This window comes from Halopseudomonas sp., from assembly GCF_047631575.1.
Lineage (GTDB): Bacteria > Pseudomonadota > Gammaproteobacteria > Pseudomonadales > Pseudomonadaceae > Halopseudomonas.
In genome coordinates this window covers 319,838-344,520 of the sequence record NZ_JBLIAB010000003.1, presented here as the reverse complement: position 1 = coordinate 344,520, position 24,683 = coordinate 319,838, and the positions used below count along the sequence as shown (strand labels likewise).

Here is a 24,683-nt window from a genome sequence, read left to right as displayed (position 1 = left end):
ACAAAACCCCTATTTACGGGGCTTTGCGCTACATATCTGGCGGAGAGAGAGGGATTCGAACCCTCGATACGCTATTAACGTATACACACTTTCCAGGCGTGCTCCTTAAGCCACTCGGACACCTCTCCGCAATTCTTGTCTCCGGCAGAGCCGGTTCCAAGGCGCATTAATCTACCGAAAACAGTGCTGTTTGGCAAACCCTTTCTCCCGTGACAGGCTCTTGCGCCGGACGCTGGCACCGAAACTGGCCGGTCAGTTTTATTTTGGTACACTGCATCCCATACGCGGCCATCCCGAGCCGTCTCCAGGCAAGAAGGAATCTTTCATGAGCGAGCTGGTTTCCTACCAATTCTCCGATGGCATCGCGCGACTTACCCTGAGTAACGGCAAGGTCAACGCCGTATCGCCGGCAGTGGTCGAGGCATTTAACAAGGCGCTTGATCAAGCTGAGCAGGACAAAGCGGTCGTTGTCATAACCGGTCAGCCCGGCATTCTATCTGGCGGCTACGACCTGAAGGTAATGACGTCCAGCGTTGAGGCCGCGAAGGATCTGGTAGCTGCCGGCTCAACACTGGCACGCCGGATGCTGTCGCATCCCTTCCCGGTCATCGTCGCCTGCTCTGGCCATGCTGTAGCCAAAGGCGCATTCATTCTTCTTTCGGCCGATTACCGGATCGGCATTGAAGGGCCGTTCAAGATCGGTCTGAACGAAGTTGCCATCGGCATGACGATGCACCATGTCGGCATCGAGCTGGCCCGCGCCCGCCTGACCAACAGCGCGTTTAACCGCTCGGTGATCAACGCTGAGATGTTCGATCCCAACGAGGCTGTCATCGCTGGATTCCTCGACAAGGTGGTCCCGGCTGAGGAGCTCGAAAACAAAGCGATGGAGATGGCGGCACAACTGACCAAACTGAATATGACAGCCCATCGCAATACCAAGCTGAAAACGCGTAAAGCCCTGTTGGAGTTGCTCGATAGCTCCATAACGATTGACAAGCAACACGCGCTTTAACGCGCAGGCGCGTAGCGACTGGAATCGATTTGCCGGCACTGCGCCTCTGGGCTTGGCTTATCCTGTGGTCTTTTATTCAGGAAACCACTAGATAATGGATTCGATCAGTCAGGCGGTACTGGGCGCCTCAATCGGAGGTGCCATGCTGGGGCGCTGGCATGGCCGCAAGGCCCTGCTGATTGGCGCCGCCCTGGGCACGCTGCCCGATATGGACGTCGTCCTGGACTTTGGCGATGCGGTCGCCGACATGACCTATCACCGGGGCTTTAGCCATTCCTTGTTCTTCCTAACCGGTCTGAGCCTGATGTTTGCCTGGTTCGTCCGGCGATGGCGACCTCATCCAGACTATTCAGCAATGCGGCTTTGGCTGTCGATCTGGCTGATTCTTGTCACCCATGTTCTGCTCGACGCCTTCACCAGCTATGGCACACAACTGTTCTGGCCACTAACCTCTGCGCCGGTGGCGATCTCGAGCATTTTCATTATTGATCCACTATATACACTGCCGCTTCTGATAGCGGTTATCGTCGCCCTGAGTATCGGCCTGGGTCGCACAGGATTGCGCTGGCAGCTTGCCGCGCTCACCATCAGCACGCTCTATCTACTCAGCAGCCTGGCCGGCAAGCAGATGGCTGATTATCGACTAGACCAAGCACTGGCCCGAGGCGAAATCGAGACGACGCGCCGATTCAGTTCTCCTACGCCATTCAACACGCTGCTCTGGCGTGTGGTGGCGGTCGATGGGGATGATTACTATGAAGGGCTGACTGGTTGGCTCGACAGCGATTTACCCGAACTCGAAAAGCTGCCACGCGGTTACAGCCATGCCGCGCCCGCACTTGAGGGCTCGGTTCAGCATCAGCGTTTGCGTTGGTTCACCCGCGACATCCTGCGTTACGACCTCATCGAGGGTCAGTGGGTGGTCACAGATCTGCGCCTGGGTATGTCCGGCTATCATCCGTTTCGCTTTGCACTCGCGACTATTACGGAGCCACAAGGCAAAAGCGAACTAATACAAGAGGTCGAGCAGTGGCCCACGCCGCGTGCCGATTTTTCCCGTATCGAGAATCTGTTCCGTCGTGCCGTGGATAGCAGCTACCGACTATCGCTCCGGGATCTGGCAAGTACGCTCGGTGACCCTCCGTTGCGTTAGCGATAATCCTGAGTGCTGTATAAACGCTGATGATGCCGGCTAACAGCGCAACGGCAGCCGCTCTCTGCGATAATGTGCGGATAAACGCAACGGACACACAGCATGACAGTTGAAGTGATCGCAATCGGCGGCGAAAATCGCCGAGGACTGGCTATGGTTGCCGCATTACTGGCGATCTTCACTACGATCTTCGCCAGCAACCTGCCCACCCCCCTGTATTCCTACTGGCAGGACAAATGGGGATTCTCTTCTACTGCGCTGACATCGGTATTTTCCATCTATGTGCTTGGCGTGGTGGCGACCCTGCTGACCTTGGGATCGCTCTCCGACAAGCTCGGTCGGCGTCAGATGATGGTGCCGGGACTGATATTCATTATCAGCGGGGCGACCAGCTTCCTGCTGGCTGAGGGGATCTATGGTCTGGGGCTGGCCCGTCTGCTCATGGGTATTGGCACGGGCCTGGTTACCGGGGCCGCTTCCGCTGCCCTAGTGGAGCTTGAGCCGAACGAAAACTGGACACGCGCAGCCACGCTGTCGGCGCTGTTTTTTACCCTCGGCGCTTTTGCTGGCCCCACGGTCAGCTCATTGGCGTTGTTCTTTGGAACCGGGGCTACTTTCTGGCCCTTTCTGGTTGTTATCGCTCTGTCGCTGGGCTCTATCGTTATGCTGCTGACGGCCCCCTGGCCGGAACATCTGGGCCAGCGCCAGCAGAACTTTCGCCTGCGCGCCTGGCGTCCCACTACTATCAAAGTCCCACGCGAGCTACTGGGCGCTTTCATCTTTGCCGCCGCAGCCATTTGCCTGGCCTGGTCGACAGGCAGCCTGTACGCCTCTCTGGGCCCTTCGCTCGCAATGAATCTGACCGGCATCGGTGACCGCGCGGTGGCCGGCCTGTTCGCCGCAGCCTGGCAGTTAATGGCCGGTTTGAGTCAGTTTGCCTGTCAGCGCCAGCCTCTGAACCGGCTGCTGATTGTTGGCCCCATTACCCTGATCACCGGCCTAATCATTATGGCCAGCTCGGTGCTGCTTAGCTCCTCGGTGCTATTCGCTCTGGCCACACTCGCTACCGCAACCGGTGCCGGGGCGACAGGTGTCGTCGCCATTGCCTCGATCAGCCAGGTGGCACCCCCAGCGGAACGCGGCGGCATCATCTCTGCGTTCTACCTGATGGCTTATCTGACCATGGCCTCGGTTGTACTTGGAGTCGGTTTGATCAGCGATATGATAGGCTTTGGTCCGACGGTACTGGGCTTCACCACGTTGATTTCGATCGCCGCGTTGGCCTTGATGATCACGGCCGTGCGCAGCGGCCGCGCTACTTTCTGGTGATCAGCCCAGCCACCAACGCCAAACAAAGAAACAGAGCATTGCACCGATAATGGTCACCATCAGATTGTGCCAGCGCGCGGCCAGCATGATGGCGACAGCGCCCCCTATCAGATAGGCGTTATCCACCGCCAGATTCAGGCGCTCACCATCGGGCATAAGCATTGCAGGGGCGACTATTGCGGTCAGCACAGCCACCGGCACGTAGTTCAATGCCTGTGTCACCCAGGGACTGAAACGTACCCGGTGTCCTGCGGCAAAAAGGGTGTAACGAATAGCGAACGTTATCGCAGCCATACCAGCGATCAAAATGACTTCATAGGGCGTCATCGATGATCTCCTCGCGCGTATTGCTTCTGTTATACAGCCGCTCAGCGAATATCCCTGCTGCAACTCCGCCCAATGCGGCCAGCATTAAACCCAGCTTATAGGGTAAGCCATGGGCGAATGCTGCTATCGCTGCCGCGACCAGCGCAGCAACCAGCATCGGGCGGGTGCGCAGCAGTGGTACCACAATTCCGATGAACGTGGCGACCATAGCAAAATCCAGCCCCCAGTCGGCTAACCCTGGTAGCGAGCGGCCAAGCATCACCCCAATCAGCGTGCAAACGACCCAGTTGCTGTACATCGCTATACAGGATCCGAGGAAGTACCAGTGTTTGTCTGCCACGGGTATGCGCGTATCCAGATAATGACGGTGAGCCACGGCGAAACTCTCGTCAGTTAACCAGAAAGCCAAGGGCACCCTCCAGCGTTGCGATAACTGGCGCACGTACGGCAGCAGGCTGGCGCTGTAAAGTAAGTGACGCAGGTTGACTATCAGGGTGGTGAGCAGAATGACCAGCAAACCCGCACCCGAAGCGATCAGGCCTATGGCGATGAACTGCGATGCACCAGCGAAAACCAGGATGGACATGGCCATGGTAGCGCTAGCAGAAAGCCCGGACGAAACGGCAAGCGTACCAAAAATAATACCGAACGGCAGTGCGCCGACCAGCATAGGAATAGTATCTCTGGCCCCAAGCAGCAAGGCTTTGCTACGCGGTGACATACCGTGATTCCTGACAATCGAGGCTGCTCAAACTACCCCCTGCACCCGCCATGCACAAGGTACAGTTGGACGGCAACAGCGCACTATTGCAAGGTCACATAGCGACTAATCAATGCCCGCAGCGCAGCCGGTTTGATGGGTTTGGGTAGAAAGTCCAGCCCGGCGGCACGCACCTCTGCAACCAGCTCACTGCGGCCGTCCGCACTAATGACCACACCCGGTAGATTTAGCCCTAGCCGACCACGCAACCAGTGCGCCAGTGCTGTGCCTGTATCCCCCCCGTCAAGATGGTAATCCACGAGCATCAATTGCGGCTCAAAGCCATCGCGCAACAGCTGCTCTATTTCGGACCGGTCACGTGCCACTGCGACATTGCATTGCCAGCGGCTAAGCAGGCTTTGCATACCCGTCAGTATCTTCTCCTCATTGTCGACACAGAGTACTTGGGCGCCGGATACAGTGGGGCTGACCTGAACAGCAGTCGGCACCAAGCGAGGTACAGGATCGTCAACCAAAGGTAGCGTGACGGTAAACACGCTACCTCGACCGGGCCAGGAGCGCACTGCCAGTTGATGACCGAGGACCCGGCAAATGCCGTCAGCGATAGCCAATCCCAGCCCCAGACCCTTCTCGGCCTGAGTACGGTGGTTGTCCAGTCGCTGGAATTCTTCGAATATGACCTGCAACTTGTCGCCGGGTATACCGGGGCCGCGGTCCCATACTTCGATACGCACCTGATGACTACCGCAGCGGCGGGCTCCCATGACAACCCGTGAGCGTCCCGCGTAGCGAAAAGCGTTGGTTAAGAAGTTCTGTAGCACTCTGCGTAATAGTCGCATGTCGCTGCGAACTCGCAGGCGACTGTCATGTATACGCAAATCCACACCCTGCTCTAAGGCTAGCGCACCCAGTTCAATGCGGAGCGGTTCAAGCAGCTCGACGAGGGCAAAATCATTCCATTCCGGAGTGATACGACCCGACTCGAGACGGGAAATATCAAGCAGATCAGAGATCAGATCTTCCGCAGAGCGCAATGAGATATCCAGATGATTGACCAGCTCTTCGGCCTCAGCTGGCATGTTGGGCTGATGGGACAGGGAGGCGGAAAATAACCGTGCCGCGTTCATCGGCTGCATCAGATCATGACTCACAGCCGTCAAAAAACGGCTTTGAGACTGGCTGGCACGTTCTGTCTGGGCCTTTGCCAGCGTCAGCGCCAAATTCAGTTGTGATAGCTCGCTGGTGCGTTCAGCAACCCTCTGTTCAAGCCGCTCGTTGTATTCCTTGAGGGCCTGTTCGGCGCGGCGGAACTCGGAAATATCAGTAAAACTCATGACGAAGCCCCCGCCGGGCATCGGATTGCCAATGATCTCGATCACCTGCCCGCTGGGAAATTCGCGCTCGGCGCGATGAGCGTTGCCTTGCCGCATCCAGTTGATGCGTTTAGTAACATGGTCTCGCGGGTCACCGCGCCCGCAGAGACCACGACCAGCGTTATACAGAATCAACTCGGCGATGGGCCGGCCAATCGCAATCAAACCATCAGGATATTGAAAGATGTCCAGGTAGCGGCGATTCCAGGCGACTAACCGCAAGTCGCGATCAACCACGCTGATGCCTTGGCTTATATTCTCGATCGCTCCCTGCAGCAAACCCCGATTAAACTGCAGTACCTCTGACGCTTCGTCGACAATACGCAGTACATCGTCGAACTGCATATCGCGCCCTTCGATGGCCGTTTTGACCACTGCACGTGCGGATGAGGCGCCCAAAACACCAGCCAAGAGTCGCTCGCTATGGGCAATCCAAGCGCTACCGGCCACCTGGGATACAGACAACGCACTGCCCTGGGTCAGCGCAAACCGTGCGAAGCTGCGCTCGGCTCGCTCCTCGCCGACAAACCGGCCAGCCAGCATCAACAGATCATCAATGGTCACTCTCAGTAGCGCGCGGCTTGGGCCTTCCTGCCAGGGTGGCGAATCGGGGCTGACAAAACGGCTAGCTTGCCAATGCTCGAGCACACGGGTGCGGCTGAACCCGGATACTAAAATAAACGTCAGCGCGTTGCCCACCAGCGCAATAAGACTCGCTAGCGTCAAATTATCAATAGGCAGGTCAACAGGTCCGCCGTAAAGCGTACCGAGTAGTGGCCAGCCATCCAGTTGCCAGCCAAGTAGCGGCAAGACCAATGTATAAAACCAGAGGCTGGCACCGACTGCCAGGCCGGCAAAAACGCCGGTCCGGTTGGCTTGCTTCCAGAACAAAGCGCCAAACATCGCTGGGGCCAGCTGAGCTATAGCCGCAAACGCAATCTGACCAATACTCGCCAGCGAGCCTGCCGAGCCGATCAGCCGATACACCACGTAGGCAAGCAAGAGAATAACCAGAATACTGGTACGTCGCACATTCAGCTGTAGGCCACGAAACTCCTCATAAGTGCGCTCGGGGCGACCCTTGTTGCGTAACAGTAGAGGCAGGACCACATCGTTCGACACCATAGTGCTCAAGGCACTGGCTGCGACAATCACCATGCCGGTAGCAGCAGAGGCCCCACCAATAAAGGCCAATAACGCCAACACGGGGTTACCTTGCAGTAACGGCAGACTGATGACGTATGAGTCGGCCGAAACGGATGGACCCAGCGTCATCTGACCCGCAAGACTGATCGGCAGCACGAACAGCCCGGCAAGAATCAAGTACGCGGGAAAGATCCAACGGGCCATGCGCAGATCACCCGGCTCTATATTCTCCACCACAGCCACCTGGAATTGTCGGGGCAGGCACAGAAACGCGAGGATGGCGATGAATGACTGAAAAAGCAGGTTAGTGAACAAAGTATCGCGCTGCCAGTAAGCCTGTAATTCGGTATGGGTCGCGGCTCTCCCGAGCAGATCATCTACGCCGTTAAACAGACTGAACGTGACGAAAACGCCCACGGCAGTAAATGCTAGCAACTTGACCAGTGACTCAAAGGCAATCGCCAGCATCATACCGCGGTGATGCTCCGTGGCGTCCAGGCTGCGCGTACCGAACAGCACCGTGAACAACGCCAGTACCAGCGTGATGACGAGAGCCGTATCCTCGGCACCACTGGTTCCGGCAGACGTCGCACCTTGAGTCACGGACGAGCCGCTAAGCAGGTTGTACCCCAACACGATGCCCTTGAGCTGAAGCGCGATATAAGGCAAAACACTGACTAGACACAGCAGACTTACCGCCACGGCTAGACCACGGGATTTGCCGTAGCGCGAAGCGATGAAGTCGGCAATGGAGGTAATGTTTTCCTGTTTGCTGATCGCAATCATGCGGGCGTAAAGGCGCCAGCCAAACAGAAACAGCACAACCGGTCCGATATAGATTGGCAGAAAACCCCACATCTGTTCGGAGGCCATGCCAACCGCACCGAAGAACGTCCAGCTGGTGCACCAGACCGCCAGCGATAGGCTATATACCCATACCCGCAGTCGTGGATTGAACTCACTTGTCTGACGGTCACCCCAGAACGCAATGGCGAATAGCAGCGCCATATACAAGAGAAAGATAGAGGCAACCAACAAGCCGGAAAGCATCACGTGTCTGAGCCTTTGGACGGTATAAGGAGTGTGTCAGGCCCCTGTGGATTTGCCCAGTCAGCCCGACTACTACTTAGGTCTGAGACCTGAGTTCAGAACAGGCGTCCTAGAAGCGGTCCAGCAACACCAGTAACCAGACCATGGATAGCATGATCAGACCAAGCATTTGCGCCGCACTGCCCATGTCTTTTGAGGCTTTCGACAAGGGATGCGTCTCGAGCGAAATACGGTCGATGGCCGCTTCTATCGCTGAGTTAAGCAGCTCGATTATCAGCGATAGAAGCACGCTGCCAATCAACAGCGCCCTAGAAATCAAGCCCACCGGCAGTATCAGCGCAACGGGAATTAACACAGCTGCCATCCACACCAGTTGTCGAAACGCCGCTTCGCCACGATAGGCGATAACCAATCCGTCGATCGAGTACCCGCACGCATTCCAGATACGTCTTAGCCCGGTCGCACCCTTGTAAGGATTAGTCATGCAGTCTTGCCCGGCCAACTCAATTCCATTTGCTGCAACACCAGAGCCGCTTGAGTCCGGGTGCGCACCCCAAGCTTGCGGAAAATAGCCGTGACATGTGCTTTCACAGTCGCTTCGGAAACGCTGAGTTCGTAAGCGATCTGCTTGTTCAACAGGCCGTCACACACCATCGTCAGGACACGAAACTGCTGGGGGGTGAGACTGGCAAGCTGCGCGCTGACCGTTGTTTCCTGATCGGAAAGCGGACCGGCATTGCCGGATAATGCCGGCCAACAGACGCCGCCTTCAAGCACCGTGCGTACCGAACCCTGAATGACTTGTAATGACGAGGATTTGGGAATGAAGCCGCTAGCACCAAAATCACGTGCGCGATTGACCACCGAGGCCTCCTCCTGGGCAGAAATAACCACAACCGGGATGTGTGGGTACTGGCCGCGCAGCAATACAAGACCGGAAAAGCCGTAGGCACCCGGCATATTTAGATCCAGCAGGACCAGATCCCAGTCAGTGCGTAACTCCAGACTGCTCTGTAGTTCGGCAATGCTGCCTACTTCAGTAAGCGCAACAGGTGCCTCTGCGCCAGCGAGCAGTGCCTGGCGCAAAGCACTGCGAAAAAGCGGATGATCATCTGCGATCAGGATATTGTAAGTAGTGCCCATACCTGGCGCTCTCAAAAATAATGTTGTTTTTATTGGCTGTGATGCCGCAAAGCCTGCCACCCGTCAAACATACAATTAACTGGGGAGCGCAAGCCTCGTTGGCAACCTGCAAATCCTGCGCAACTGTATCTGTTTTTGCACAAAAGCTGTAGGCATACTCCCCGGCTGATTAATTCAAGCGGAGCCATGCATGAAATCCAGCGCTTACCGGGCCGATGTGCTGATGCTGATTACAGCCGTGATCTGGGGCTCGACATTCGTCGCCCAAAGCATGGGCATGGAACATGTAGGGCCCTTCCTCTACACCGGCCTGCGGTTTCTGCTGGGCGCACTCGCGATCCTGCCGCTAGTACTACTGGTCAGACCTCGTGGGGGCTCCACTGGGCATCATTTTACCTGGCCCATGGTTCTTGGCAGCCTAGTACTGGGCCTGGTACTGACGCTGGGCATCAATCTGCAGCAAGTCGGCCTTATGTTCACAACCGTGACCAATTCCGGCTTTATTACCGGCTTGTACGTCATACTGGTACCCGTATTTGGACTTTTCATCGGTATGCGAACGGGCGTGGGGACCTGGGCGGGCGCTGGTCTGGCGCTGATTGGCATGCTACTGCTCAGTGTCACTGCCGACTACACGATCGCTCGGGGCGACTGGCTTCAGCTTACCGGAGCTGCATGCTGGGCAGTCCATGTGCTACTGGTTAGCGCCCTAGCCAGCCGCTATGACCCAGTGCGAGTAGCCTTCTGCCAATTTGTCGTCTGTGCCATTATCAGTCTGGCGCTGGCGATCATCTTTGAGCCTATTGTCTGGACTTCAATCGTATCGGCCGGCCCAGCCATCCTCTATGGCGGGTTACTGGCGGTTGGCGTCGGTTTTACTCTTCAAGTGGTCGCCCAACGCAATGCCATTGCCTCACATGCCGCTGTCATTCTGAGCCTGGAAGCTGTTTTTGCTGCCCTGGCTGGCTGGCTCATACTCAACGAGACGCTCAGCCTGCGCGGCTTCATCGGCTGCTGCTTGATGCTCGCCGGTATGCTTATTGCCCAGTTGGTGCCTTTGTACTTAGAACGCCGTCGGACCCTGGTACCTGTCCAGCATGAGCCTGCTGGACATCACTGAGTGCAGCAGAGGACGTTCCCAGATGATCCGCCAAGCGCTGATGGGCTAATGTACCCATCACCATGGCCCGATTGGCGCGCGATGCCAAATAGGCTTCAGTGAAGAGATCGAAGTAGTCCCCCAGCAGTTGCGCATCAACGTCATGACCCGCCAATGCCAGGCAGGCGGCTGCGACTTCCACGGTACATAAATGCTCTTCACGGCAGGATCGACGCAGGCGATAGCGTGACAACTGCTCGGTACGCAAGCTCAGAATCGGTAGGCCAGCTAGGCAGGGACTTTTGCGAAACATCTTGCGCGCCTGGGTCCAGGTACCATCGAGAATAATCAACAGAGGTTTTGTACCCTCTCTCTCGAATACATCCCTATGTGGGAGATCTGCAACGACCGGCTGACCTGGCTGGCCGTACTCCTCAGGAAAGACGACATAGGCCTGCCATTGAGGATCTGCAAGTAATTGCTCCAGCTGCGGATCCGTTTGCATACGTGACCATACATAGGCGTACGTGGCCTCCACACAGTCGGCAATCAGCCGCCCGGTGTTGGTAGGCTTGAGAGGCTCGAGTGGGTGCATGAGCAGTGCAAACCCGACCGGCGTTGCGAGTTGTGGTTGCCAGCCGCACAGGCAGACACGCAGCGCCAGGAGACAATTATCGCAACGCTTGAGATTGGAGCCTCTGGCCATGAACGGCCGAGTCGACCGCTCACTCATCTGTTTTCTCAGTCGGTGTACGGCATGTTCACGGCTGTTAAACGTCATTGGCGCATCCTGACAATGGGAGTTGGGTGAAAGGCGGGCATTCTGCCACAATTGCCTTACCGGCCAACATGGTAGCGAACCCTTGTACGTCAACGCTGTCCAAACCGTGTGTTCATCGATAACCCCCTTAAATGGAGAAACATATATGCGCTGGTTAACCTTGGCGACAACCCTGGTTCTCGCTTCATTCACTATCCTACCCACCCAAGCTGAATCACTCCGAGAGATGCGTCTGCAGGAAACCCTCAATGACGTTGCCAAGGAAAGCAGTGCCGGTACGCCGCGTCGCCTCAACGACGACATCGTCGATGAGGGCTTCAGGGCGCAGGATGGTCAATTGATCAATTTTCTGTCAGTCAATGAAGCGTATGCTTCACAACTGCAATCCGAGCCGCTGGTAGTACGTAGTCAACTGCAGGCGAGCGTGTGCTCCAACCAGCAATTTCGTCGTCTGATGGATATGGGCGCCACCTTGACGTATCACTTCGTACTTACCGATTCCACTCAGCCAGTTCTCACTCAGAGCTTTGTTGCCGAGCATTGCCAATCACTCTAATTTGTCACAGATCAATATTCACTCCTTCGGCAACCGGCACACTGTGAGTTCTCAGGCGGAGGATAATATATGGCTCTACTAACTTTCAAAGGTGCGATTCGTCAGGTTACTGGCTCATGTTATTTACTCGAGGCCAACGGTTGCCGGGTCCTGCTTGAATGCGGCATGACCCAAGGTTACCGCCGCGACGAGGCGCAAAATCGCAATCACTTCGACTTCATGCCAGAGGATCTTGACGCTGTTGTCATTTCCCATGCCCATCTCGATCATTCAGGGCTTTTGCCCAAGTTGGTAGCAGAAGGTTATACCGGCCCAATTTACATGACGCCCGGCACTGCGGCGCTGCTGGAACTCATGCTCAGCGATGCGGCCTCATTGCAGGAGCGTGACAGCGACTGGGAAAACAAGTGGCGCAAGCGGGCAGGCAAACCACTCGTCGAACCGCTATATACTCAGGCGGATACCGATGCAGCACTGGCATTACGCAAACCCAGCGACTATGGCCAAGAGACTATCGTCGCCGAAGGTATCAGTGTCATCTTTCATGAAGCGGGTCATATTCTGGGATCGGCAATCGTTGAGATCATCCTCCACGAAGCGCACGATCTCACTCGCAAGCTAGTCTTTTCCGGTGACCTGGGCAACAGCTGTTCGCCCTTTTTAAGGCCGCCTGCTTATCGGGAAGAAGCAGATCTGCTCCTGCTGGAGTCCACTTACGGAGACCGCGATCACCGTAATCTCGATGAGACCCTAGCTGAGTTCCAGGAGATACTCGATGCCGCCTGGGCAAGTGGCGGCAACGTCCTGATCCCCTCTTTTGCGGTAGGTCGAACTCAGGATCTTCTGTATTACCTGGGTCAGTTCTATCAGGCCGGCACTTTGAAGCAACAAGCCGTGTTTCTCGACAGCCCCATGGCCATCGCTGCGACAGAAATATACGATCGTTTTCACCAGGATTTTAAGCCGTCTGAAAAGTCACTCATCGAAGGCCAGCACAAAGGAGATCTTAAGCACTGGTTGCCGATCCTCAAATGCACACCGACAACAGAGGAATCAATCGCGATTAACCGGATAGCCGGCGGCGCAATCATCATTGCAGGCTCGGGTATGTGCAACGGTGGCCGTATTGTGCATCACTTCAAGCACAACCTGTGGCGCGACGATTGCCATGTCATACTTCCTGGCTTCCAGGCCAAGGGCACCCTGGGTCGTCGGCTGGTAGATGGCGAAAAAAATATTCGCGTTGTCCACCAAAGCCTGGCCGTCAAGGCACACCTGCACACACTGGGCGGATTTTCCGCACACGCCGGGCAATCCCAGTTGATTGAATGGCTCGGCCATTTCAAGCGTAGCCCCGAAATCTATCTGATCCACGGTGAACTGGAAAAAAGTCAGACTCTGGCACAGGCAATCAAAGATCAGTTGGGCTGGAACGCAACTATCCCTGAGCTGAATGAACAAATTGCGTTCTGAAGTATGAACCCAAGTGCAAGGAGGCAGAATGATCGATGATAAAGACCCGGCTGATTTTCTGATCCGGCATCTACATACAGGTGGTTCAGGACTCCAGCAGAAAATCGACGAACTGGTCGCAGTCAGTGCCGGGCAAAGCAAGAATTCATCGCTCTACCGCGAAATGATTCTTAACGTCGTGCGCATGGCCCAGGCGGATCGGGACCACTGGGATGCCAAGATCATGCTGCAAACCATTGCGGAGTTGGAACAGGCATTTGCCCGACTTGAACAGTTCAAGAGACGTCGTAAGGTCACTGTCTTTGGTTCCGCTCGAACGCCCATAGATCATCAGATGTACGCACTGGCTCGTGACATGGGAAGAGCTCTTGCTGACTACGATTTCATGACCATTACCGGTGCGGGCAATGGGATTATGGGAGCTGCTCATGAGGGCGCTGGCCTGGACAATAGTCTGGGATTCAACATCACACTGCCCTTCGAACAGCGATCTAATGCTATCGTTCATAACACTGATCATGACCTGAGTTTCAGATTCTTTTTTCTGCGCAAACTGTTTTTTGTCAAGGAAGCCGATGCACTGGTGCTATGCCCCGGCGGATTTGGCACATTGGATGAGACGCTGGAAGTGTTAACACTTATCCAGACAGGCAAAAGCCCCGTGGTACCGGTTATCTTGCTTGACCTACCGGACGGCAGCTACTGGGATGGGCTCCTGGCTTTCTTCAAGGGTCAGATGTGTGATGAAGGCTACATTCTGGAGGCTGACTTCAACCTGATGACACTCGCACGTTCGCCGGATCAGGCAATGCGAGAAATTCTAAATTTCTATAGCAATTACCATTCATCCCGATGGATGAATGGTAGGTACTTGCTACGCATGTACAGGCCACTGACCGCTCAAGCGCTTGAGCAGATTAATGATACGTTTGGGGATATATGCAAGGAAGGTTCATTTCGAAAAAGCCCGCCCACTGACATTGATCCAGACGAACCTGAGCTAAAGAGCATGCACTGCCTAGAGTTCAACTTTAACGGACGGCATCAGGGTCGACTTCGAGCACTTATAGATTTTATCAATCAAACTGAAAATCTGGAAAGCCCCGATATTGCATGAATCGTAGCTGACGAGCTCGTTCTTTTGCATCCTGGCCCGGACCTTGCGGAAAACGTTTGGCGAAAGTGGTGCTGGCCGTTTCAGCCCAGCGCCAGTCCAACTTCAGCACTGAGCTGATCAGGGCGTCGTTCACTCCCCGCTCACGCAACTCTTCACCCACCCGCTGTGGCCCGAAGCCACGCTGGACACGAGCGTGCACGTAGGCCTCACAGAAACGCGAATCACTGATCAGCCCATCTTCCTGCAACTGATCAATCACCGCTTCGCATTGGTCTGTTGCTGCACCTCGCAGCCTCAGCTTACGCAGCATTTCAAATCGGCTATGCTCACGCCGCGCCAGGAGATCCAACGCGGTACGCCGAATTGCCTGGGGTGTTTCGAGCTGTTGCTGGCGACCGAACATGACTCCGTACCGGATCAGCTATCGGCGTCGGCACTGACTTCCGCAGGCTCTGCCTTGGCATTACTGGGTTTGGGCAACAACTTGTCGCGAATAGCTTTTTCTATTTCGTCTGCGATAGCCGGATTCTCCGACATGTACTTGGCAGCATTAGCCTTGCCCTGACCGATCTTGTTGCCTTTATAGGCATACCAAGCACCGGACTTCTCCACCAGGCCAATTTGTACGCCCAGATCAATGATCTCAGCATTGTGATAGATACCCGAGCCGTAGAGTATCTGGAATTCAGCTTGTCGGAACGGTGGAGCTACCTTGTTCTTGACCACCTTGACACGGGTTTCACTGCCGACTACTTCGTCCCCTTCCTTTACCGCACCGGTGCGGCGAATGTCCAGTCGGACAGACGAATAGAACTTCAGTGCGTTACCACCCGTAGTGGTTTCCGGGTTACCGAACATCACACCGATCTTCATACGGATCTGGTTAATAAAGATAACCAGGCAATTAGCATTCTTGATATTGCCGGTAATTTTACGCAACGCTTGGGACATCAACCGGGCCTGAAGGCCGACGTGGTGATCGCCCATCTCGCCTTCGATCTCTGCCTTGGGCACCAGCGCTGCTACCGAGTCGATCACGATCACATCCACTGCGTTGGAACGCACCAGCATGTCGGTTATTTCAAGCGCCTGCTCACCAGTATCCGGCTGTGACACCAGCAGATCGTCGACATGGACTCCCAGCTTACCAGCATATTCGGGATCCAATGCGTGCTCTGCGTCTACAAAAGCACAGGTCGCACCCTGCTTCTGCGCCTGAGCAATGACCGAGAGGCTTAGCGTGGTTTTACCCGAGGACTCCGGGCCGTAGATCTCGACGACCCGACCCCGCGGCAAACCGCCCAGGCCGAGCGCGATATCCAGACCCAGCGAACCAGTGGAAATCGACGGTATGGCCATGCGTTCGTGATCGCCCATGCGCATCACCGCACCCTTGCCAAACTGACGTTCAATCTGACTCAAGGCAGCCGTAAGCGCCTTTTTCTTGTTGTCGTCCATTGTGCATCCTCTTGGAGTGGTGGGTACGCAAGTGCCCTGAAAACTTAAACTACTGTATATATGGTCAGTATTATTCCACAGAAGTTTGTCGCCGCCTACCCCCTGCGTGATCAGGTTGAGGACTGGCTCACAGCCAGACGCTCTGCGGCCTTGATCAGGCCTTCTAGCGCATGCAGCACCGTTTGTGCCCGGACCTCCCGACGATTGCCCTGCAAACGTCGACATCCGGTACTGACAGTACCGTCGCCCATGGCCCAGGCAAACCATACGGTACCCACCGGCTTCTCCAGACTGCCTCCATCCGGGCCGGCGACCCCGCTAACCGCCACGGCGATATCAGCGCCTGCCGCCTGTAACGCGCCACTGGCCATGGCACGCACCACCGGCTCACTCACTGCGCCATGGGTCGCCAGATCTCTTTCATCCACTCCCAGCCAACGACTTTTGCTCTGGTTGGCATACGTTACAAAGCCGGTCTGAAACCAGGCCGAGCTTCCACCTATGCGGGTAATGGCTTCGCAGATACCGCCTGCCGTGCAGGATTCTGCAGCTGTTACCTGATAACCCTGGCGGCGCAAAACGCTACCAAGACGCGCTGCCGCAGAATCAATCAGGGGGTCATACTGGGACATATTACCTGCCTCTTAAAATTGCGCTTAAAAGCTGAGAGTGCATTGCGTAGACTAAGCGCGGCCAACCATTTATACATCAGGGATCTGCATGAGCCGCGCCGATAAATCCGTTAGCCACACGCCGATGATGCAACAATATTTCGCCATCAAACAGCACCATCCGAACGAACTGCTGTTTTACCGCATGGGTGATTTCTACGAGCTATTTTTTGACGATGCAAAAAAGGCTGCGCGCCTGCTGGACATCACTCTTACCGCCCGCGGACAATCGGGCGGACAACCAATTCCGATGGCTGGCCTTCCCTACCACGCGGCGGAGGGCTACCTTGCCAGATTAGTAAAACTGGGCGAATCAGTTGTCATCTGTGAACAGATCGGAGACCCCGCCGCCAGTAAGGGACCGGTAGAAAGACAAGTCGTTCGCATCCTCACGCCCGGTACAGTCAGTGACGAGGCGCTGCTTGATGAGAGGCGCGACAATTTGCTGGCGGCGCTGGTTGGCAGTGAGCGCGCCTTCGGACTTGCCACGCTGGATATCAACAGTGGCCGGTTCTGCGTAATGGAACTTCAAGGTTGGGAGACCCTGCTCGGCGAGCTCGAACGCCTGGCCCCTGCGGAACTGCTTATTCCAGACGATTGGGAGACCAGCACACCGATTGAGCGGCGCCGCGCCGTGCGCCGTCGCGCACCCTGGGAGTTTGATCGCGACAGCGCTTTCAAGTCTCTCACTCAGCAGTTCGGCACCAAGGATCTCGTCGGCTTTGGCTGCAATGATTTGACGCTGGGGCTGGGCGCAGCCGGCGCGCTGATGTGCTATGCCAAGGAAACCCAACGCACAGCACTGCCGCACATCCGCAGCATCCTGCTGGAACGTTTCGAGGACAGCGTCATTATCGACAGCGCAAGCCGGCGCAATCTCGAGATCGACAGCAACCTCTCCGGTGGGAGGGACAACACGTTGCTCGACGTACTCGACCATACCGCAACCGCCATGGGCGGACGCCTGCTGGCCCGCTGGCTGAACCGGCCGTTGCGTGACGGGCTGATTTTGCAAGCCCGTCAGGACAGCATTAGCACGCTGCTTCAACAGCATTATCATGAAGAGCTGCAGCCGGCTCTCAAGGGCATAGGTGACATCGAACGTATTCTCGCGCGCATTGCGCTGCGCTCCGCCAGACCCAGGGACCTGGCCCGTCTGCGCGACTCTCTGGCTGCACTGCCTGCCCTGCAAAAAGCTCTAGAGCCTCTCGAAACGCCCCATTTGCGACATCTGGCCAGCGAAGTCGGGGTCTATCCGTCACTGACCGAATTGCTCCAGCGAGCAGTCATCGAGAATCCACCAGCGGTGCTGCGTGACGGTGGTGTGATCAAGCCCGGCTATGACGTCGATCTCGATGAGCTGCAAAATATCAGCGAAAACGCCGGACAATACTTGATCGACCTGGAAAATCGGGAGCGTGAGCGTACCGGACTCTCCACCCTCAAGGTCGGCTACAACCGGGTTCATGGCTACTTCATTGAACTGTCCCGCGGCCAGTCGGCCCAGGCGCCTGCTGACTACATTCGTCGCCAGACTCTCAAGGGCGCCGAGCGCTTTATTACCCCTGAACTGAAAACCTTTGAAGATAAAGCTCTCTCGGCCCGCAGCCGCGCCCTAGCCCGGGAAAAGCAGCTTTATGAAGAATTGCTGAATCGCCTCAACGAGGATCTTGCACATCTGCAAGACAGTGCGGCCGGCCTCGCCGAGCTGGACGTACTGGCAACCCTCAGTGAGCGAGCCAGCACGCTTGACTACCAGCGCCCTACCTTCGTTGAGGGCAGTCAACTATACATCGAACAAGGCCGGCATCCCGTCGTAGAGCAAGTACTTGATGGTCCCTTTGTCGCAAATGACCTACGACTGGACAACGATACCCGTATGCTGATCATCACCGGCCCGAACATGGGTGGTAAGTCGACCTACATGCGGCAAACCGCGCTCATCGTGCTGCTAGCGCATATCGGCAGCTTCGTCCCCGCACGGGTCGTGGAGATGTCGATGGTTGACCGCATCTTCACCCGTATCGGTTCCAGCGACGATCTGGCCGGCGGTCGCTCTACGTTCATGGTGGAAATGAGCGAGACGGCGAATATCCTGCACAATGCAACCGACGCAAGTCTGGTACTGATGGACGAGGTAGGTCGCGGCACCAGCACCTTTGACGGCTTGTCACTAGCTTGGTCGGCAGCAGAGTACCTTGCCCGGATACGCGCCTTCACTTTGTTCGCAACACATTACTTTGAGCTGACCGGCCTGGTCGATACGGATAAGGTCGTCGCCAACGTTCATCTCAATGCCACAGAGCATAATGAGCGAATCGTCTTCCTGCACAGCGTTCTTCCGGGCCCCGCGAGCCAAAGCTACGGCCTCCAAGTAGCTCAGCTTGCCGGTGTTCCGCGTCAGGTAATTGACCGCGCGCGCGAGCATCTGACTGCGCTGGAACACCAAAGTCTCAGCCAGCAATCGCGGCCGACTGCTAAAGCCGGCAAGGCGCCGCAGCAGGATGATCTTTTTGCCATGGCGCCCCACCCACTGATCGAACAGCTACAACAGCTCAATCCAGATGAACTGACCCCCAAACAAGCGCTAGAACTTCTGTATAAATGGAGAGCAGAACATCGACTAGAACGTAAATGAGATATATTTGCATTAAGGCGCAGCGAACATGATGCCAACTTCTGCAAATGTCTCTCACAGTCTGTACCCTGAATGAAAAAATGCTAGACTACGCGCCATTAATCAAGACCGCCTGATACCGGAGACTCCCACCATGACCTTTGTTGTTGTTGACAACTGCATCAAGTGCAAATACACCGATTGCGTTGAGGTCTGCCCCGTCGACTGTTTCTACGAAGGACCTAACTTCCTCGTTATTCACCCCGACGAATGTATCGACTGCGCACTATGTGAACCTGAGTGTCCGGCCAACGCCATTTTCTCTGAAGACGAAGTGCCGGAGGACATGCAGGAATTCACCGAACTGAACGCCGAACTGGCGGAAATATGGCCTAACATTACTGAAAAGAAAGAAGGCCTCACCGATGCCGAAGAGTGGGATGGCGTGCCGGACAAGCTGCAATATCTTGAGCGCTGAAAGCACCCAAAGATAAATCGAAAAGTCGGCCTTGCGCCGGCTTTTTCATACCTGGTCAAATTTCAGACAAAAAAAGGGGCGGGATAACCCGCCCACTCTTTCATTCCCTATGTGAAATCCTTATCCAGTCGTCCTGACTCCATCACCCTGATGATCCTTGCCTGGCTTCCTGCCTGACTGCGTGATCCGTCACACATGTGTACATAATACTGCTCGGAAAAATGTAAGCAAGTACGATGCAAGACGACCAACGTAAGCCACCTTAAATAATAATTGTTTAAAAACAGCTATTTATATTTTTTCCTAGAGGAATTCGACCCGCTACTGACAGCACATGACAGCTATCACTTACAGACCTTGTAGGTAAAAGCTTACGTAAGAACTCTAATCTGATGGGAACAACCCACTTTTTTAGCAGTCATGCACGACGTACGGAAGAAAGTACGAGCAAAAAAAACCCGGCGCCTCACGGCGCCGGGTTAGGGTTTCGAGGGTCAGTCGACTTACATCATACCGCCCATACCACCCATACCGCCCATATCAGGCATAGACGGCTTGTCGTCTTCAGGCAACTCAGCAATCATCGCTTCGGTGGTAATCATCAGACTGGCTACGGACGCTGCAGCCTGCAGCGCGCTGCGGGTTACTTTAGCCGGGTCCAGAATGCCCATCGCGATCATGTCGCCATATTCGCCAGTAGCTGCGTTATAACCGTAGTTACCTGTACCAGCCTTGACGTTGTTCAGGACGACTGAAGCTTCATCACCGGCATTCATCACGATCTGACGGAAAGGAGCTTCTACTGCGCGACGCAGCAGGTTAATGCCGACAGTCTGGTCGTCATTGTCGCCAACCATGCCTTCGATAGCTTGCAGGGCACGTACCAGGGCAACACCGCCGCCAGGTACCACGCCTTCTTCGACAGCTGCACGGGTTGCGTGCAATGCGTCTTCAACGCGGTGCTTCTTCTCTTTCATTTCGACTTCAGTTGCAGCGCCGACCTTGATCACCGCAACGCCACCAGCCAACTTGGCCAGACGCTCCTGCAGCTTTTCCTTGTCGTAGTCAGATGTGGTGTCTTCAACCTGCTTGCGCAGCTGACCCACACGGGCTTCGATATCCACCTTGGAACCGGCACCATCGATGACAGTCGTATTGTCCTTGTTGATCTGGACGCTCTTGGCCTGACCAAGATGTTCCAGTGCAGCATTTTCCAGACTCAGGCCCACTTCTTCGCTGATCACGGTACCGCCAGTAAGAATAGCAATATCCTGCAGCATGGCCTTGCGACGATCACCGAAGCCAGGCGCCTTGACGGCTGCTACCTTGACAATACCGCGCATGTTGTTGACTACCAAAGTAGCCAGCGCTTCGCCTTCAACATCTTCGGCGACGATCATCAATGGACGACCGGATTTGGCAACAGCTTCCAGAGTCGGCAGCATCTCGCGGATGTTCGAGATTTTCTTGTCAACCAGCAGGATATATGGGTTATCAAGCTCGGCAGACATGGTTTCTGGCTTGTTGACGAAGTAAGGCGACAAGTAACCACGGTCAAATTGCATGCCTTCTACAACAGACAATTCGTTATCCAGACCTGAACCTTCTTCTACAGTGATAACACCTTCCTTGCCTACACGATCCATGGCTTCAGCAATAATCTTGCCGATGGATTCGTCGGAGTTGGCGGAGATGGTGCCCACCTGAGCAATGGCTTTGGAATCGGCACAGGGCTTGGCCAGATTCTTCAGCTCGGCAACAATAGCAATAGTTGCCTTGTCGATGCCGCGCTTGAGATCCATCGGATTCATGCCGGCAGCAACCGACTTCAGACCTTCAGTAACGATCGCCTGAGCCAAAACAGTCGCGGTAGTGGTGCCATCACCTGCGTCGTCGTTAGCGCGTGAGGCAACGTCTTTGACCAGCTGGGCGCCCATATTCTCAAACTTGTCTTTCAGCTCGATTTCCTTGGCAACGGTGACGCCGTCCTTGGTGATGATCGGCGCGCCGTAGCTACGCTCGATCAGGACATTGCGGCCCTTTGGCCCCAGTGTTGCCTTGACCGCGTCCGCCAGGATGTTTACGCCAGCCAGCATCTTGTTGCGGCCGGAAATACCAAATTTAACTTCTTTAGCAGCCATTTTCGCTTTCCTTAATAATGTCTTTCAGAGAATGCCGGAACGGTTTAACTCAGCTTTCCAACACGCCGTAGATTTCTGACTCGCTCATGATCAACAGATCTTCACCGTCGATCTTGATGGTGTTACTACCTGAGTAAGGGCCGAAGACAACCTTGTCACCTTCTTTGAGAGCTGGAGCGCGGACATCGCCGTTATCCAGAATACGGCCAGTTCCTACGGCCAGCACGACGCCTGTGTTCGGCTTTTCTGCAGCAGAACCTGGCAGCACGATACCACCAGCGGTCTTGGTTTCTTCTTCGCTGCGACGGACCACTACGCGATCATGTAACGGACGAATCTTCATCGTTGTATCTCTCCCAATATTGATGTCAATTGCCGGCGAACCGGCCTCTCAAGTTAATCAGGCCTCACGGCCCGAAGGACGCGCCAACGGCAACGTCACTGTTTCGTACGGCTCCACTACCCGAGCCATTCAAACTGGTGATGCGTTAATGGGGCCCGGCCAGTCGATTTCAAGTGCACTGAGCAACTTTTTTCACTCGTGATCAACCCGCTTGCCAGGCTCCAGTGGCTCTTCACGGCTCTGCTCCCACTCGCCTTCGATGATATTGTGATCATCACCGCGCCAGACTCCCGGCTCACCCGGATCACCTGGCTGCGGACGGCCCCGATGACGCCAGGCAAGTATCAGGCAAGGCAGCGCAGCAGCATCGGTCAGAACACCAGGAAAGACGAGCAATAGCCCTGCCAGAACGCCCCACATACCTGATTTGAGAACACCAAAAGGGGAGCTTTCATTAGCCATGCGGACCTGCAATTGTTGCAGCATGGTCCAACCCTGCGTCTGGATAACAGCCACACCAAGAATGCCGCTAACTAAAACCCACAGCAGTGTAAGACCAACCCCAATGGATTGGCCCAGTACAATTAGACCGGCCAGTTCGATCAATGGAATAGCCAAAAACAATAAACGCAAGAAGGGCATTCGAAACCTCGAACAATTGTCCTATTAACTTTCTATATGGGTGCACCTACCTCTGCTTTCAACCCGGCATTGCATCTCGTCTTCGACACAATACGAGGTCAAAAAGTGACCAATGTGCTACTTCGGGTATTCTAAAGTCCATTGGACTCAGGCATGCTTGCCACCGTTAATTTTTCCCTTTTGGCTGTAAGGAGTGCCCTATGCAAGTGAAAGACAGCGTGATCATCATTACGGGTGGCGGACAGGGTCTGGGCCGCTCCATGGGCGAATACTTGGCCGCGCGCGGCGCGCGCCTGGCGCTTGTCGACCTGAACCAGGAGCGCCTGGACGAGGCAGCAACAGCCTGCGCGAAGGTAGGCGGAGAAGCCCGTACCTATATTTGTAACGTGGCAGACGAAACCCAGGTAGGTAACATGGTCAGTCAGGTTGTAGCTGATTACGGGCAAATCAATGGTCTGATCAACAACGCCGGTATTTTACGTGATGGGCTGCTGATCAAGTCACGGGACGGCGAGATTCAGAAAATGAGCCTGGCGCAGTGGCAGTCAGTGATTGATGTCAACCTGACCGGCGTGTTTCTTGGTACACGGGAAGTCGCCGCGAAGATGATCGAGCTCGGCAATAAAGGATTGATAATCAATATTTCGTCTATTTCGCGCGCAGGCAACATCGGCCAGTCAAACTATTCAGCAGCCAAAGCGGGTGTGGCAGCACTGACCGTTACCTGGGCAAAGGAACTGGCGCGTTATGGCATCCGTGTTGCTGGCATCGCTCCCGGCTTCATCGAAACCGATATGACCGCGGGCATGAAACCCGAAGCGTTGGAGAAGATGACCTCAGGCATCCCCCTCAAACGTATGGGCAAGCCTGCTGAAATAGCACACTCAGCGGCTTACCTGTTCGAAAACGATTACTATACCGGCCGTATTCTGGAGCTGGACGGCGGCATCCGGCTCTGACAACCGGCGGCAGGGCTAACATCAGTCAACCCTGCCCATTCTACCAACCTATCCCGAATGCCAGCCGGTAACGCGTATCATTAATACTGTTATTGGCTTCACCGTTTATATAGTCCCACTCCGCGAGCAGACTGAGTGAAGCCCAATTATTAACCAGGTAACGCAGGCCCGCCTCAGTATCCAGCGCAAAATTGATCGCCGGGTCACCGGTGACTAGCGCCTCGGCGTTATGAACCGCCTCGAATCGCTTGCCTAACAGATAACGACGCAACTCCCATTGCAAGCCCAGAGCATTGAAGCTGTCGGTACTCCCATCGCGATTTTCGAGTTCAACTCGATCCAGGCGCGTTGATGTCTCAAACCGGCCCAGCGCGTTATTCCACCACTCATAGCCCGGCCCCATACCAAATTGTTTACGCCGGGCTATATCGCTGAGATGGTCTCGCTGATAACTAGCTGCGGTTTGCCAGAACCATTGTTCATCGAAGAACCAGCTCAAGTCATAATCAGCCTGCCAGAGGTGTCGGTTTTTTACATCATCCCGGTAATCCCGTTCGAACTCACCGCCCAGAACATGGCGCCAGTCCCCATGACGGGCCCGTGTATCGAATGCCAGATCTAGGTCGCGTTGACTCGTTTCCGAGTTTTTGATGTCCAAAGCCGCTGCTGCGTCTCCCGTCCACGTCCAGTCCAGTCCTCAATGATAGGCTTGGGCTCAAGCATTTGCTGAATCTGATCTATCTTCAGTTCAGTTATGGCAGGCCCTCCGTTGACGACATTGATTGTTCCGGCCGTTTTCGAAGCAGATACAGACAAGGCGCGCTCAGCCTCACCACCGGCTTTAATCAACATAGCGTTGACTACATCAAAGGTGCCAACATCCTCTACATCGATGCGCACGCGGCCTGCCAGCTCCGTCTTCATGACCAGTTTACCGCCCTCCAGCAGCTCGATTGTGCCGCTGATACGGTCACCATTATTCAACCACAACGTGTCGCCCAAGGCGGGAACCGACAGAATCAGCAGCGGAATAAGGATCAAGACAAGGCGGCTACTGGACATGGAAAACCTATATGATGGGCAAATAAAGA

Annotated in this window: 24 protein-coding genes and 1 tRNA gene; 10 read left to right on the top strand and 15 right to left on the bottom strand. The window is 55.3% G+C overall.

Going from position 1 to position 24,683, the window contains the following annotated elements; all coding sequences use genetic code 11:
• Positions 1 to 37: 37 nt before the first annotated feature.
• Positions 38 to 128: transfer RNA gene (locus ACJAXR_RS08370), tRNA-Ser, on the bottom strand.
• Positions 129 to 325: 197 nt separating this feature from the next.
• Here ACJAXR_RS08370 and ACJAXR_RS08365 point away from each other — a divergent pair.
• The 3 genes from ACJAXR_RS08365 to ACJAXR_RS08355 all read left to right on the top strand — a co-directional run bounded on the left by ACJAXR_RS08365 (position 326) and on the right by ACJAXR_RS08355 (position 3,497).
• A complete protein-coding gene (locus ACJAXR_RS08365; protein ID WP_415057801.1) occupies positions 326 to 1,015 on the top strand; it encodes a crotonase/enoyl-CoA hydratase family protein in 690 nt (229 codons plus the stop codon).
• 94 nt (positions 1,016 to 1,109) lie between these two features.
• Positions 1,110 to 2,168: a metal-dependent hydrolase gene (locus ACJAXR_RS08360; protein ID WP_415057800.1), complete on the top strand. Its 1,059-nt coding sequence runs from the start codon at positions 1,110 to 1,112 to the stop codon at positions 2,166 to 2,168.
• Positions 2,169 to 2,270: 102 nt separating this feature from the next.
• Positions 2,271 to 3,497, top strand: a complete 1,227-nt coding sequence (locus tag ACJAXR_RS08355; RefSeq protein WP_415057799.1) for an MFS transporter — start codon at positions 2,271 to 2,273, stop codon at positions 3,495 to 3,497.
• On the opposite strand, the gene ACJAXR_RS08350 is transcribed toward ACJAXR_RS08355, so the two are convergent.
• From ACJAXR_RS08350 to ACJAXR_RS08330, 5 genes are all read right to left on the bottom strand, one after another.
• Complete coding sequence (locus ACJAXR_RS08350; RefSeq protein WP_415057798.1) at positions 3,498 to 3,824, bottom strand: AzlD domain-containing protein; 327 nt, start codon at positions 3,822 to 3,824, stop codon at positions 3,498 to 3,500. It abuts the gene before it with no gap.
• Complete coding sequence (locus ACJAXR_RS08345; RefSeq protein ID WP_415057797.1) at positions 3,811 to 4,545, bottom strand: AzlC family ABC transporter permease; 735 nt, start codon at positions 4,543 to 4,545, stop codon at positions 3,811 to 3,813. The genes ACJAXR_RS08350 and ACJAXR_RS08345 overlap by 14 nt, the downstream gene beginning before the upstream one ends.
• Before the next feature lie 83 nt (positions 4,546 to 4,628).
• Positions 4,629 to 8,117, bottom strand: a complete 3,489-nt coding sequence (locus ACJAXR_RS08340) for a NahK/ErcS family hybrid sensor histidine kinase/response regulator (RefSeq protein ID WP_415057796.1) — start codon at positions 8,115 to 8,117, stop codon at positions 4,629 to 4,631.
• A 106-nt stretch (positions 8,118 to 8,223) separates the two neighbouring features.
• Positions 8,224 to 8,598, bottom strand: coding sequence for a diacylglycerol kinase (locus tag ACJAXR_RS08335; RefSeq protein WP_415057795.1), 375 nt, complete (start codon positions 8,596 to 8,598; stop codon positions 8,224 to 8,226).
• Positions 8,595 to 9,257, bottom strand: coding sequence for a response regulator transcription factor (locus tag ACJAXR_RS08330; protein ID WP_415057794.1), 663 nt, complete (start codon positions 9,255 to 9,257; stop codon positions 8,595 to 8,597). The genes ACJAXR_RS08335 and ACJAXR_RS08330 overlap by 4 nt, the downstream gene beginning before the upstream one ends.
• Positions 9,258 to 9,447: 190 nt before the next feature.
• On the opposite strand from ACJAXR_RS08330, the gene ACJAXR_RS08325 reads away from it, so the two are divergent.
• A complete protein-coding gene (locus ACJAXR_RS08325) occupies positions 9,448 to 10,377 on the top strand; it encodes a DMT family transporter (protein WP_415057793.1) in 930 nt (309 codons plus the stop codon).
• Here ACJAXR_RS08325 and ACJAXR_RS08320 read toward each other — a convergent pair.
• Complete coding sequence (locus ACJAXR_RS08320; protein ID WP_415057792.1) at positions 10,295 to 11,137, bottom strand: tRNA-uridine aminocarboxypropyltransferase; 843 nt, start codon at positions 11,135 to 11,137, stop codon at positions 10,295 to 10,297. The two genes, ACJAXR_RS08325 and ACJAXR_RS08320, sit on opposite strands and share 83 nt — an antisense overlap.
• A gap of 145 nt (positions 11,138 to 11,282) precedes the next feature.
• Between ACJAXR_RS08320 and ACJAXR_RS08315 the strand changes: the two genes are divergently transcribed.
• From ACJAXR_RS08315 to ACJAXR_RS08305, 3 genes are all read left to right on the top strand, one after another.
• Positions 11,283 to 11,693, top strand: a complete 411-nt coding sequence (locus ACJAXR_RS08315) for a PA3611 family quorum-sensing-regulated virulence factor (RefSeq protein WP_415057791.1) — start codon at positions 11,283 to 11,285, stop codon at positions 11,691 to 11,693.
• A gap of 69 nt (positions 11,694 to 11,762) precedes the next feature.
• Positions 11,763 to 13,166 carry an MBL fold metallo-hydrolase RNA specificity domain-containing protein gene (locus tag ACJAXR_RS08310; protein ID WP_415057790.1) on the top strand — a complete coding sequence of 468 codons (1,404 nt, stop codon included), beginning with the start codon at positions 11,763 to 11,765 and terminating at the stop codon, positions 13,164 to 13,166.
• Positions 13,167 to 13,194: 28 nt separating this feature from the next.
• Entirely contained in the window at positions 13,195 to 14,283 is a 1,089-nt protein-coding gene (locus ACJAXR_RS08305; RefSeq protein WP_415057789.1) for a TIGR00730 family Rossman fold protein, read from the top strand.
• On the opposite strand, the gene ACJAXR_RS08300 is transcribed toward ACJAXR_RS08305, so the two are convergent.
• The 3 genes from ACJAXR_RS08300 to ACJAXR_RS08290 form a co-directional block, all read right to left on the bottom strand.
• Entirely contained in the window at positions 14,243 to 14,686 is a 444-nt protein-coding gene (locus ACJAXR_RS08300) for a regulatory protein RecX (RefSeq protein ID WP_415057788.1), read from the bottom strand. The genes ACJAXR_RS08305 and ACJAXR_RS08300 overlap by 41 nt on opposite strands.
• Positions 14,687 to 14,700: 14 nt before the next feature.
• Complete coding sequence (gene recA / locus ACJAXR_RS08295) at positions 14,701 to 15,741, bottom strand: recombinase RecA (RefSeq protein ID WP_415057787.1); 1,041 nt, start codon at positions 15,739 to 15,741, stop codon at positions 14,701 to 14,703.
• Between the two features lie 110 nt (positions 15,742 to 15,851).
• Complete coding sequence (locus tag ACJAXR_RS08290) at positions 15,852 to 16,373, bottom strand: CinA family protein (RefSeq protein ID WP_415057786.1); 522 nt, start codon at positions 16,371 to 16,373, stop codon at positions 15,852 to 15,854.
• Positions 16,374 to 16,461: 88 nt separating this feature from the next.
• On the opposite strand from ACJAXR_RS08290, the gene mutS reads away from it, so the two are divergent.
• Both mutS and fdxA read left to right on the top strand, forming a co-directional pair.
• Positions 16,462 to 19,050, top strand: a complete 2,589-nt coding sequence (mutS, locus tag ACJAXR_RS08285) for a DNA mismatch repair protein MutS (RefSeq protein ID WP_415057785.1) — start codon at positions 16,462 to 16,464, stop codon at positions 19,048 to 19,050.
• Between the two features lie 133 nt (positions 19,051 to 19,183).
• On the top strand, positions 19,184 to 19,507 hold the full coding sequence (fdxA, locus tag ACJAXR_RS08280) for a ferredoxin FdxA (RefSeq protein WP_415057784.1): 324 nt from the start codon (positions 19,184 to 19,186) through the stop codon (positions 19,505 to 19,507).
• 503 nt (positions 19,508 to 20,010) lie between these two features.
• Here the strand turns inward: fdxA and groL are convergent.
• The 3 genes from groL to ACJAXR_RS08265 all read right to left on the bottom strand — a co-directional run bounded on the left by groL (position 20,011) and on the right by ACJAXR_RS08265 (position 22,633).
• Positions 20,011 to 21,648, bottom strand: a complete 1,638-nt coding sequence (gene groL / locus ACJAXR_RS08275; RefSeq protein ID WP_415057783.1) for a chaperonin GroEL — start codon at positions 21,646 to 21,648, stop codon at positions 20,011 to 20,013.
• A gap of 49 nt (positions 21,649 to 21,697) precedes the next feature.
• The gene (locus ACJAXR_RS08270) at positions 21,698 to 21,991 is read right to left on the bottom strand and encodes a co-chaperone GroES (protein ID WP_150277683.1); all 294 of its coding nucleotides are present in this window, start codon (positions 21,989 to 21,991) and stop codon (positions 21,698 to 21,700) included.
• Between the two features lie 192 nt (positions 21,992 to 22,183).
• Positions 22,184 to 22,633, bottom strand: a complete 450-nt coding sequence (locus ACJAXR_RS08265) for an FxsA family protein (protein WP_415057782.1) — start codon at positions 22,631 to 22,633, stop codon at positions 22,184 to 22,186.
• Between the two features lie 200 nt (positions 22,634 to 22,833).
• Here ACJAXR_RS08265 and ACJAXR_RS08260 point away from each other — a divergent pair, with 200 nt between their 5' ends.
• Positions 22,834 to 23,592 carry an SDR family oxidoreductase gene (locus tag ACJAXR_RS08260; RefSeq protein WP_415057781.1) on the top strand — a complete coding sequence of 253 codons (759 nt, stop codon included), beginning with the start codon at positions 22,834 to 22,836 and terminating at the stop codon, positions 23,590 to 23,592.
• 40 nt (positions 23,593 to 23,632) lie between these two features.
• On the opposite strand, the gene ACJAXR_RS08255 is transcribed toward ACJAXR_RS08260, so the two are convergent.
• A complete protein-coding gene (locus ACJAXR_RS08255) occupies positions 23,633 to 24,250 on the bottom strand; it encodes a DUF481 domain-containing protein (RefSeq protein ID WP_415057780.1) in 618 nt (205 codons plus the stop codon).
• Positions 24,211 to 24,654 carry a hypothetical protein gene (locus ACJAXR_RS08250; protein WP_415057779.1) on the bottom strand — a complete coding sequence of 148 codons (444 nt, stop codon included), beginning with the start codon at positions 24,652 to 24,654 and terminating at the stop codon, positions 24,211 to 24,213. The genes ACJAXR_RS08255 and ACJAXR_RS08250 overlap by 40 nt, the downstream gene beginning before the upstream one ends.
• Positions 24,655 to 24,683: the final 29 nt, after the last annotated feature.